The sequence below is a fragment of the Pseudomonadota bacterium genome, assembly GCA_013285465.1.
Classification (GTDB): Bacteria; Pseudomonadota; Alphaproteobacteria; order Micavibrionales; family CSBR16-224; genus CSBR16-224.
Genome location: CP053449.1, coordinates 1,606,279 through 1,618,427 on the forward strand (window position 1 = coordinate 1,606,279; position 12,149 = coordinate 1,618,427).

General features: G+C 45.5%; 6 protein-coding genes. 1 reads left to right on the forward strand and 5 read right to left on the reverse strand.

The window, feature by feature from the left end:
• Positions 1-3: 3 nt before the first annotated feature.
• The 5 genes from HND56_07915 to HND56_07935 form a co-directional block, all read right to left on the reverse strand.
• A complete protein-coding gene (locus tag HND56_07915) occupies positions 4-933 on the reverse strand; it encodes an RNA-directed DNA polymerase (protein ID QKK05615.1) in 930 nt (309 codons plus the stop codon).
• A 2-nt stretch (positions 934-935) separates the two neighbouring features.
• Positions 936-1,865, reverse strand: coding sequence for a hypothetical protein (locus HND56_07920; protein QKK05616.1), 930 nt, complete (start codon positions 1,863-1,865; stop codon positions 936-938).
• Between the two features lie 278 nt (positions 1,866-2,143).
• Positions 2,144-2,683, reverse strand: coding sequence for a hypothetical protein (locus HND56_07925; GenBank protein QKK05617.1), 540 nt, complete (start codon positions 2,681-2,683; stop codon positions 2,144-2,146).
• Positions 2,680-6,042: an AAA family ATPase gene (locus HND56_07930; GenBank protein ID QKK05618.1), complete on the reverse strand. Its 3,363-nt coding sequence runs from the start codon at positions 6,040-6,042 to the stop codon at positions 2,680-2,682. Before HND56_07930 ends, HND56_07925 begins: the two co-directional genes overlap by 4 nt.
• Positions 6,011-10,933, reverse strand: a complete 4,923-nt coding sequence (locus HND56_07935; protein ID QKK05619.1) for a DEAD/DEAH box helicase — start codon at positions 10,931-10,933, stop codon at positions 6,011-6,013. The genes HND56_07930 and HND56_07935 overlap by 32 nt, the downstream gene beginning before the upstream one ends.
• Before the next feature lie 609 nt (positions 10,934-11,542).
• On the opposite strand from HND56_07935, the gene HND56_07940 reads away from it, so the two are divergent.
• Positions 11,543-11,887, forward strand: a complete 345-nt coding sequence (locus HND56_07940) for a hypothetical protein (GenBank protein QKK05620.1) — start codon at positions 11,543-11,545, stop codon at positions 11,885-11,887.
• The last annotated feature ends 262 nt before the right edge of the window (positions 11,888-12,149 follow it).

The following is a 12,149-nucleotide window of genomic DNA, read 5'->3' on the forward strand; positions in this document are numbered from 1 at the left end:
GCCTCAAGTTTGATTGACGCCTGAAATGCTATTGATAAATGCTCCACCGTATTTTTGTTCTATTGACGTAATGAATTCCGGCTCTACTGATCGGACATATGAGAGTATCCCGGACAACTGACCTATTTGTTGCTCATTAAGAAGTCCATTTTTATGCTTGAAAATTAGACTCCTTATTTGCCTTTTTCTATCACGACCTATTGATACTTTGCGGTCACTTGTTAAAGTTAAACCCGTCACAGTTCTATTACGCTTTTTTGATGTGTGAACCACTTTGTTGTCGTTGATGAAAAGCCGCGGGTTAGGATTCTCGCGCAGATATTCGCGCACATCAATTAAGCACTGGTTTAACAAGTTAGGTACGTTTGTAGAAAAGTAAATATCATCAGCATATCTACTATAAGTAATGCCTCTCTCAGAAGAATATTGATCCCAATAATGATCAAATTCATACATGAGAATATTTGAAATAATTGGAGAGGATGGCGCTCCAATAGTTAATTGGCCTGATTTAGTTACAATTTTCGTGATAAAGTCAATCTCCGCAGGTTCAAGATTAGAGCCGTCTTTATATCTAAAATCATTAAGTTTGTGTTTTATATTCTCGGCTGTAATAGAAGGAAAAAAGTTTTTAAAGTCAATTCTGAGAAGATAATTGTTGGACACATGTATTTCGGCGTGATGAGCAATACTTTTCCCTCTTACATAGGCAAACGCTTTTGAATGAATTGGAAATTTCGAAAATAGCTTTCTTCCAAGCCACCTTTGAACAAATTTTAATTGCCTCGATGGGTGTTCAATAGTTCTATGCTGTCCATTTCTCTTAGATATTTTGTAGGTTTTATATCTATGGTTAGCAGAATTTGCTAACGCTATCAAATGGGCCGCAGTAACGGCGGAGGTTTGTTTTGCAATGATCTGCGCTATTCTCATAGTTATAGCTCCTCACCTTCGTCTTCAAATACCTCATATGGCTTGAGTTCATTTGATTGGTAATATTGCAGGACTTTCAACCTAATCTCTTTTCTAGTTTCTCCATCATATTCTATAAAATCAGTGTGTTCACAGTCCGAAACCAAGTAGTCAGTATATGTTTCGTTGTAATGTACTAAACCGCTCCCCTCAAGAATGGCTATTATTTGTTGCAACTCTAGCCTTTTATATTTAATCGATAAGTTGCGCAAAATTTCTTCAATTGACAAAAGAGAGCAAGGGCCAAAAATATTAATGATTTCATTGATGATAAATAGTTGATCTTGAAGCAATAGCTGAGCGGCTTCTTCAACAACAAACGATTTTCGCCGTTCAGCAACCTTAAGTTTCTCGTTCAGCCTGTTGGTTACCAGATTAAAGTTTGGAGCATTTTTCTCTAACACTATGGTTGATGAAAATTTCGTTTCTTTGTTGATAAGAGCAATTGGCCCCTCATTGATGAAAGATCCAGCTGCATGATGATCGACGTTATTTACGATTAAAATCTTTTTAATAATGTCGCTTTTATGAGCGAAGTATCCAACTTCACAATAGGAACCAACACTTTCAGGAAATATGAGGATACAGTCCGATATTTCACAGATAGTTCTTTCAAAGAGCGCTAGGTTATGAGAGACATCATCATTGATTTGCATTAAAGATTTATAAGCTTTCTCCGCCAAAAAGAAATGGTAATCAGGTGGATTATCATTGGCAAAGTTCAAAAAGTCTTTACGAAAATTACTGCTGGGTCCGATTTCACCGCCACACACAAAGACAATATGCCTTTTAATGCTTTTGTAGACGCGCCCAGATTGGAGCACATCCTTATATTCAGACAGTATTTTTTTTCCGTGCTCAGTACTGAAAAACTTGGTCGTCTTATTTGGCACAAAAAAATCCCTTACCTAAGATACGACAATTAAAGTGTCGTGGCATGTCTCGCAGAGGCATGACGCGACACTTTAATTGTCGGAACATGCCACTCAATCCAGAACGGCCTAGCTATACACCCGGCAACAGAGTCAGTATTTAATTTTTACAAACTCAACTAAAGGATAAAAGGATTTTACACCATGATGAAAATCGAACTCAAGGAAATTTTATCTATGCCATAGGCAGGCATTTTTTAATGCAGAGACTGCCAACTCCTACTATGCAGGAGCGTCTCTTATTCTTCTAAGGGTACGCGAAACTCATGGTTTCTTGTAGTGTATCGGGCCTTTTGGTCCATAAAAGAGCGATAATCAACTACCAACTCATACTCCGAACTTAAAAAATGCTGTATCTCTTCAACTGAAAGTCCTTCATTATGAACCTTGATGTTAAGTAACAAATGCTTCTCTCCTGCAGCAATCGCGCCATTAGGCGTTAAAACTGTTATGCTACAGTCTTCTATAATATCAGTGATTAGGTTTAGGGCTGCGTTCCCTCGGTAAGTTCTACCAGCGCTAATAATTGCAAAATCATCGATGATAGCTGGCCCTAAACCCACGTTACTAATCCACAACTGAACAAAATCATGACCATCAACCGATGCAAGCTCGAATACGGTATTCAGATAGGGCCTGACAGATTGTTTGTTTTGCACGCGCGCTGCATGAGCTTGGAATATAGTGGCAGCAAGAGCTACAATACTAATAAATATCCCTGTTGCCGCAGCGGGATTACTGACTGCCCACGAATAAAACAACGTCCAATGCTCAGTCATTTTTGCTCTTGCCACTCTCGCACTTTAGCAATGCAATTATCTAAGTCATCACGGATCTCGTATACCCAAAAGCGCATAACATCCCAACCTAGCTCATACATACGCTGGTTACGGAGTTGATCTCGTCTGCATAACTCCCCCGTCCAATTCCGGTGATATTTTTCCCCATCCACCTCAATATCCAGCATTCTATCGCCATCTACAATCGCCAGATCCAGCGTAAATTTTTCGACCTGATACTGGGGCAAGGTTTTGATACCAGCTTCGTATAGTGCCGAATAAAAGATCTTCTCCCAATCAGACACTTGCTCCGGGTTGCTAACCGCTGGGTAGGCAGAGCCTAAATCTTTTTGCGCTTTCTTCCTATTGCTAGCTTTACTTCTCTTCTCCAGGCCTTGGGTGTATTTTGCGAAATTAGACAGATAATCAACATCGCATTTGCCACAAGCAGCAAGGTCGCCAACGACAATTAACTGAGCCCGCGCTCTTGTAATGGCGACATTAAACAAGTTCCCGTTATTCATGAGGAAGACAAGGCCACCCCCCGGCATATTCTTTGATAGAACAGGCGAGAAAATCATGATATCCCGCTCATCCCCTTGAAACTTGTGTACGGTATCAACAAGAAAATCACATTTCTGAAGTGCCTTGGCCAGCGAATCATCCTTATCGACTGCATTCCGTATGGCATTGGCCTGCGCACGGAATGGGCTGACTACACCGATGCTGCCTTGATATTTTTTCTTTAAGACCAAATCACTGAGCACATCGACAATAGCTTGAACTTCCTGCTTATTTTCGGCACCTCCATTATTAGGGCGCTGGACATTACCTTTCACATCCACCCATCTAACGCCGGGCTCCTTTTGTGACAACCGGCGGAGATTATCATAGCGCGTCGCAACACGCAGGCGCCCTTCATAAAATTGACTGTTTGAAAATTCGATAACATCCGCATGGGAGCGATGGTGATCTAGAAGACTTACAACGTTATCGTATGAAACCATACCAGCGGCCAGATCAAACAAAGAATTATAAGAATATGCCCAATGCGGGTAATCATCAACTAGACCGTATTTCTCAAGCAATTGTTGGTCCTGCCCACGCTGCAGACTACTGATATGTGACAACTGCTTTGGATCACCGATAATGACTGCGGCTTTCGCTCGATACAAAAGAGGTAATGCAGAAGCTATGTCGCATTGGCTGGCCTCATCAAAGATGACTAAATCGAAGAACCCAGGCTCAAAAGGTAGCTTCCCTTTGGCAGAAAGTGATGTCACTGCCCAACAAGGTAGTAGATGCGATGCCTGAGGAAAAAGTGAATAATACTTACCATAGACGGCTTTTGACAAGTTGCCTTCCGGTCCAGCCTCAATCACCATTTTAAGAACAGAGTTATATTTGTTCAGCATAGATCGGTCACTGGCACTCAATTTCTTTGGCTGAAGCCTCAACCAGCACTTCCACAAAGCATCAGAATTACTTGCAATTTTTTGAACTATTCCCAACCTATCAGCAGAGATTTCTTCGAGACTTCTGCACTTTTGTAGTTTTTGCAGCGCTTGGAAATAATCGTCAACAGCACGAATAAGGCTAAGCCTTTTATCAATTGCCTTTAGAAATTCAGCCCAATGCGGCAAGTTAATTTCATCTACAAAGCTATCAGGAGCTTTCAATTCAATTTCTTCAGCTGCTGAGGAAAGCCCGGACACACGCATATTCACAGCCTCAAACCGCGATTTTTTGATTAGTGGCCAGGTTATATTTGAAATAAGACCTTGCTGAGACCGATCCGCCGCGGATAAGGCTGTTTTAAATCCTTCAATCTTATATTCCATATCCGTCAGATCAAGTTCACGTATTGAAGAGAAAAGATCATCGGAAAGCTCAGATCGCAATTCTTCTACGTGGCGCTCAAGAGCATCAGTTTCATTTCGCGCTGCAATGAGCTTATCGACCTGAGCATCGAGTTCTGCCGACTTTTGTAGCAAGTCGCTATGAATCTCATGCGCTTCTTCGTAATGGAGCTCGTCATCTTGTGAAGCTGTAGCAGAAAGCAGTCCAATCAAATATTCCGCCAGGCGCGTTTGGTAAGCGCTGGAACCCACGCGAAGCAATATGGGGCGCGGTCCCAGATTATTGATACGTGTTTCAACAACATCAACCGCTTTATTATTCTTACTCGCAAAAAGCACGCGCTTTCCCTGCCAGGCAGCATTGACAAGCAGGTTGGTAACGACTTGGGACTTTCCTGTGCCCGGCGGGCCGGTTATGATCGTTAACGGCTGTGTTAGGGCAGATTTAACTGCCTCCCTTTGCTCCAAATTCATTGGCAATACTTCCAATAGTGGAACATGCTCCTTATCAGGGGAGGACGAACCAGCGTCCTTAGCCTTAGGCGGCTCGCCCGTAAGCCATTGACCCAATGCTGTGTCGCTGAATTGTCTTTGCTGTTTTTGCGCTAATCCTCGCAGTTCAGCTTCAAGCCCCTGCGTGAAGGGAGACTTATCAGCCAGAATAAGGACCGCGCGATTAAAAATACCCTCTTTCTTGACTTTAGAGAGTGGCGGGTTTGCATCAATCAACTTATCCGGATTTATTTTTTCTTCCCACGGCCATTCAGAACGAACTGATTGCAGTCGCATGACCAGTTCATCAATCTCGATTGTGCCGCCCTCTGAGCCTATCCCCAATTCCTCTTCAAGCTGCACAAGCTCGTCCAACAAGGCGTCTCGTTCCGTATTGGAGTAAGCTTGGAGGGGTTTTAAGTTTATGATTGGATAGCTGGTGTCCAGCTGCGGCTTATTACTGCCAACCTCAATTTCAATCGGGAACAGGATGACAGGCTCAACCATGTAACCTTCCCAGCTTGATTTTTTCGATTTCACAAGCTTTAGGCTGGTCGGATAGCCGAGATACATTGATTGTCTGGAGCGATCTTTGCGTATTTTGCCAAGAAGTGTTTGAAACCCCTCTGTGCCAAACAAATCCCTACCGTTTTTCGGCAAGGCTGCGAGTTCGCAATAATCAGGCGTAAACTTGCTTTCAGCAAAAGTTGAGACGCCAGTTGCATCTTGCCCCATACAGGACAGATAATACCGACAGAGTTGTGCGAGATCGGTATTCGCGAAAACCTCAGGCTCAAAACCCTCATCATCATTTTCAGCATTTGTAGCGCCGCCGGTGATATACCAGCGGTAGCTCTTATCTTGTCGCACTTTTGAACGTAGGCGACCATAAAGAAGGCTGTTAACATCCTTCTTATCCACGCCGAACTTGTCCGCCATGGCACGCGCCTGTTGCCCAGGTGCTGCGGTTAAGGCATCAAGGATTTGCTTTTCTAGTTTTTTGCTCATCTACATTCTCGGCAGTTGCAATATCCAGCTTTGGCAGGCTGCGGACAATTTTCATGGTTTCTAGGCTGACGGTGATGACGCGCAGGAAGAGTTCCAGCGGGTATTTGGCGTTGCCCATTGTTTCGGTTGCCCACAGATTTGCGTCATTCACAATGCCGCTGGCTTTGTCGGTTTTGACGCATTGGCGATCCATCACCCATTCAAGGGCGGGTTTGCCGTTGACGACGTAATCATAAGCCTCCTCCGGTATATCGCTGATGGTGATGCGGGCGTTATAGACCACCTTTGTTTTGTCACCCTTTTTCTTGAATTTCATTTTGGTGACGTAATAGTCCTCTGCTTTCAATTCAGACAGCTTTTTACTGCCAGTTTCCAACTTTGCCTCATAGGGTTTGACGCTTTCATAGCCAACATGCAACTCTGCCAAATCGCGCCCCGCCTTGCTGAACGTCCAGAAATCCGCCGCTTTCTTGACGCAAGGGATGCGCGGCAGTTGTTTGGACAGGTTATCGGCATAGCGGGTACGGTATTCCTCCGAATGGAGCAGCCCGTAAATATAATAGAAAATATCCTCCTTCGTGATGCTCTCGCCGGGATAAGCGGCTTTAAAATGCGCCAAGCCTTCATCGGTAATGCCGTCCTTGACGCGATAGCCGTCCTCCGCGTCCTGCCCCGCAAACAAGCCAGCATCACATTCATTAGAGCTTTCATATATTTTAAGTGGAAAGTTTTGACCGTTGTAGTGAGTTTTATACTCAGGCACAGCATTACACATCAAGGCAGAAAAATTTTGAGTTTCGCCAGTCCCAGTCGTACAAATTACTAGATTATCAAAGTCGCCAGACGGAAAAATTTTCCGTAATTGGGCTTGTCGCTCATTTAACGATCTATCAAAGTAAACCCACTGTTTTGAGAAAGGTCTATACAAGCTAACTCTAATATTATTTGTGTTAAACTCCAGCTTTCTATTTTTCTCTAAATCGCCTTTAAGATTATTACTCCATTTAATCTTTGCTCCATCCGAGGATACAAAATCGCTAATATTAGCTGTGTTGCGATGAGGATTGGCAATGTAACGATCAAGTTCCGTGTTGTAAAAACTCACCATTTTAATAATATTGCGTGTTAATTCTTGAGCCGAATAATTAAAACACCATGCATCCCTTGTAGTCATAAGCCCTAGTGAGTAGTTTTCAAAAATAGCTTTCTCATTCGATTTGCCTTTATTTCCGGTAACAATGAATAAATCAAAGCTATCATCGCGCTGGTTGATCCAGTCATTGTGGTCATCGGGGACAATTTCCTGCCAAAAATTTTGTTCAGCAATACCGCTAACGCTTTTAAAGCCGCGAATAATATCCAGTTTCTGCTGTTGCGTCAGATAGTCGCCGATATCGTGGAAGTAAATTTTCCCGTGTTCTTTTGCTTTCGGGTTTTTGACAAACAGGGTAATGGCAATCGGAGCGCGACTGCCGGAGCCGAAAATCTTGCCCCCTTCCTTCCGCGATAACTCCCCTTGTGTGCGCTGGTTTCCACGCAAATGGAACACATAGATGCTGGAATATTCCTCCGCCAAGCATTTGCGCAACCCGTCCATTGCATTGCCGTCTATCCAGCCCGCGTTGGAGACGTAAGCCATAACACCGCTTTTCCCCAAACGATCCGATCCCCAGCGAATGGCACGGATATAGGAATCATAAAGCGCATTTTTTAGCTTCGCTGTTGAATTTGCAACATATGTACTGCGTATATCATCATCCAATGATGGATAATCAACATTTGCACTATTATCGTTTTCATTTTTTTGTCCCGCCGAGTAGGGCGGGTTGCCGATGATGACCCTAATATCCAGCTCCTTTTGCCGCATCCGACGGTCGCTGTTATCTGCCAGATATTTGCTGATCAGATCATCGGCTTCGTAAAGCTGGAAAGTATCCGTCAGGCAAATACCTTCAAAAGGCTGGTAATCGCCGCCCGCGATGCCGTGATAGGCGGCCTCGATATTGATCGCGGCGATGTAATAGGCCAGCAGCACGATTTCATTGGCATGGATTTCATGCCTGTATTTATGCGGCAGCTCTTCCGGCTTGATCAGGCCGGATTGCAACAACCGGGTGATGAAGGTTCCCGTCCCCGTAAAGGGGTCGATAATATGCACGCCCTTGCTGCCCAGCGTTTCACCGAATTCGGATTGCAGCACGTCATTGACGGAATGGATAATGAAATCCACCACCTCGACCGGCGTATAGACGATGCCGAGTTTTTCGGTCATTTTCGGGAAGGCGTTGCGGAAAAACTTGTCGTATAGCTCGACAATGATTTTCTGTTTACCTGCGGCGCTGTCGATCCCCTCCGCCCGCATCTGGACGCTGTGGTAAAACCGTTCCAGCGTATCGGCCTCCTTATCCAGCCGATGTTCCTGCAACACGTCCAGTACGTGCTGCATAGCCTGTGACACGGGGTTGTTGCTGGCAAAGCTGTATTGTTTGAACAGCGCATCGAAAACCGGTTTGGTAATCAAATGCTGTGCCAGCATTTCGATTACCTCATCATTGGTGATACTGTCATTCAAGTCATCGCGCAATTCATCGGCGAAGTCATTAAAGGCTTTAATCTCTTTCACATTCTTGTCATCACCGACAATCGCCCTGATACGGGTGATATGTGTTTGCGCGATTTTGGCGATATCTTTCGCCCAATCCTCCCAGTAAAGGCGGTTGCCGCATTTTTGCACCAGCTTGGCGTAGAGCGCCTTTTCCAGCGCCCCGACCTCGAACTGGAATTCGTAATTGACGGGTTTTTCAGGTGTTCCCGCTTCGCCAATGGTAAAGCCGCCTGATGCGGCGTTACGGTCTTTGGATTTGCCGTCGGTTTGACGTTCCGTCTTTTTGTTGATTTTGTCGGTGACGGCAATGACCTCCATTTTGCTGTGATCTTTACCGATCAAGTCCAGCTTGTTGATCATCGCGTCAAAGCGGTCATCATGCGAGCGCAAGGCTTGCAAGACCTTCCAGACGACTTCAAAGGTTTTATTATCGTTCAGCGCCTCATGCGGCTCCGTCCCTGCGGGGATCACCACCGGCAAAATCACATAGCCGCGTTTCTTGCCGGGGGCAATCCGCATGATGCGCCCGACCGACTGCACAACATCGACCTGCGATTTGCGCGGCGATAAAAACAGCACCGCATCCAGCGCGGGAACGTCCACGCCTTCGGACAGGCAGCGGACATTGCTGAGGATACGACAGGTATCTTCCGGCGGTTCTTCCTTCAGCCATTCCAGTTTGGCTTCCTTTTCCGTCGCGTTCATACTGCCATCAACATGCGAAGCCTCACAGCGCAGCGGGTTGTCGCCTTCCTCCTGCTCCTGATAGGCTTCGACCACGGCCTGAAACATATTGGCAATATTTTTGGAACTGACTTTATGCGTTCTCGCCTTGTCCTGCGGCTCGATCACCTGACAAAAGGCAACAGCGCGTTTCATCGGCGTATCGTCATCGGCAAGGCTGCCGTCCTGCTCCTGCTTTGACAATGCTTTCCAGCAACCGATAATTTTACCGGCATCATCGACCTTGAGCTGGTTATCCTCCCCCGCCAGCAGGCTTTGCAGCCTTTTACTGACATGCGCCTCGTCAATCGTCAGCACCAGCACCTTGTAATCGACCAGCAGCCCGCGCGTTACCGCTTCGGAGAAGGTCAGTACATACAATTCTTTGCCGTAAAGGGCTTCATCATCCATCGAACACAGCGCGACATTATCGCGCTCGGCAGTCGCCTGTGCCGTATCGCCGTAAATGCGCGGCGTTGCCGTCATATAAAGGCGCTTTTTGCCTTTCAGGAAGCCATTATCATGGACTTTGACAAAGGCGCTTTCCTCTTCACCGTCAAAGGTCGCGCCGGTGGTGCGGTGCGCCTCGTCACAGATAATCAGGTCGAATTCGCCAAGATCATGGTTTTTCTGCGCCTTGCTGATCACTTCAATGGAATGATAGGTCGAAAACACGACGCTCATATGCGTTGCGTCATGCCGCTTTTGCATCTCATTGGCCAGCGATGCGGCATTGGTTGTGGCGGGATAGCGCAGCTCGTGCATAAAGGTCGTGACGATATCGTCATCCTTTTTGCGCTTTTTGCCGACATCGCTATCGGAACAGACGGCAAAGCTGTGCAGCGGTGTTTCGCTTTCCTGTGTCCATTCCGTCAAGGTCTGGGACAGCAAAGACAGGCTCGGCACAAGAAACAGCACCCGCTTGCCTTTACCTGCCAACTCTTCGGCAAGCTTCAAAGCGGTGAAGGTCTTGCCCGTACCGCAGGCCATGATCATTTTGCCGCGATCCGCATCCTTGAAACCTGCCGTCACTTCCTTTAAGGCGCGTTCCTGATGCGGGCGCAGTTTTTTCTGTTCTTTCAGGACAGGTTCTTTTTGCGGCTGGAATTTTGCCCAGTCGATCTGGCTGTTTTCAAGATCGTAAAGGTCGATTTTGGTGACAGGCGGCTGCTGACCCATCAGCGCGTCTTCGGCATTTTCCGTCCAGTTATTCGTGGTTGTCACAATAACGCGGTGCGTAAACGGCTTTTTGCCCGATGCGGTGAAAAAACTGTCGATATCCTTTTTCTGGACGCGGTAATCCTCCGCATAAAATTTGCATTGAATTGCGTGGAATTCCTCCGTGCCGTGCGTCTGCGCCACCAGATCAATTCCAGTATCGCGCTTTTCAATCCCTTGTTCTGCTGCCCAACCCGCATATGTCCAGACTTTCTGGTACAGATCGCGGTAAACTGCTTCGTGCCGTAGATAGGTCAGCACCAGCTCTTCAAAATAGGTGCCTTTCTCGCGCTCGGTTACAGCGGCATCACGATAAGTTTGTAAAAGTTTTTGAAGAGCACTCATTCAATATCTTTCCAATTTAAAATTGTGAACGTGGGTATGTTAAAATCATAGTAGTGAAAGGTCGTGACAAAATAAAGCCAAGAAAATGGCCTATATATTGGACCATTCAATTCATCTTTTGCCGTGACGGAAACGAAACCTTGCAAAACAAATACCTGCTTAAATTTTTCTAGGCTTTAACATCACAGTTACACCCGCATCTATCAGTTGAACCAGCCACCAGACTTGCTTTTACCCCCAATAAATAAGCTTAGTAACCTTGTAGAAACGAAGGTCTTATTCTGTTCAGAGCTCACAAATGCGTATTTTTAAGCAAACAACGCCTTGTTTGAAGCAAGGTTGGGTTGTTTTAGGTTGAGAGATCAAAGGTATTTGTATAATCTTTCACAAGGAAATTAGTGTATTTCCGGGGCGTAGTAACCCCTCCTAGACGGCCTTAAGACAGCATCAGGCCGTTATCAATGATGCTGCTTTCTCAACTCTGGTTGGGGAGGCAGCGGAATACAACAGCGCTCAGCGTAAATACGCTGCGCCGTTCTAGGACGGTTACTAACTCCCCGGCTGCCAGAGAAATCTGGTGGCCGTTTTTATGATACAGGGGAGAAGAGCATGATGGCGTTTCTATTTCAGAGTTCAGGTTTGTTTCTGCTTATGTTAGCAGGACACATTGAATACAAAACAAGAGGGAAGCTAAACCTTCGCGCCAAATCATCCGAAAAAAAGCTCCGCGCAATCGCAAATATTTCGCTCCTCCTATGGCTTGCTTTTGGTTTTTCGTCTGCTTATTGGATGCCATGGTATCTCGCTTTGCTTGCCTTAACCTTATCAGTCATTTTGCCAGGAAATTTTACAAAGCAGATTATCGCAAGAGACATGGTAAACAAGTCAACATATTACGGATTCGGGGTCGGACTATTTTTCTGCACCGCAGCTTTTTTGCTAGGGACATCATGATCCAGTTAGAACTGCCATTACGAGCTAATAATTCTTTGCCTTGCTCTTTCGATCAGATCGCATACGAAGAGGCTGACAGAATCTTTCAATTGCATCCATATGCGGCTTTGCAATATATATCAGATCAACTAGGCAGCTCCCCTGCAGATGCACCTCAGCTTCTATACTGGATTCAGGTGCGGCGTGCTTGTAAATTCATTATCGCTTGGCATGACTACTGGTTTAAAGGATATCATTGGCGATTACCTGTATTTGATTAGAA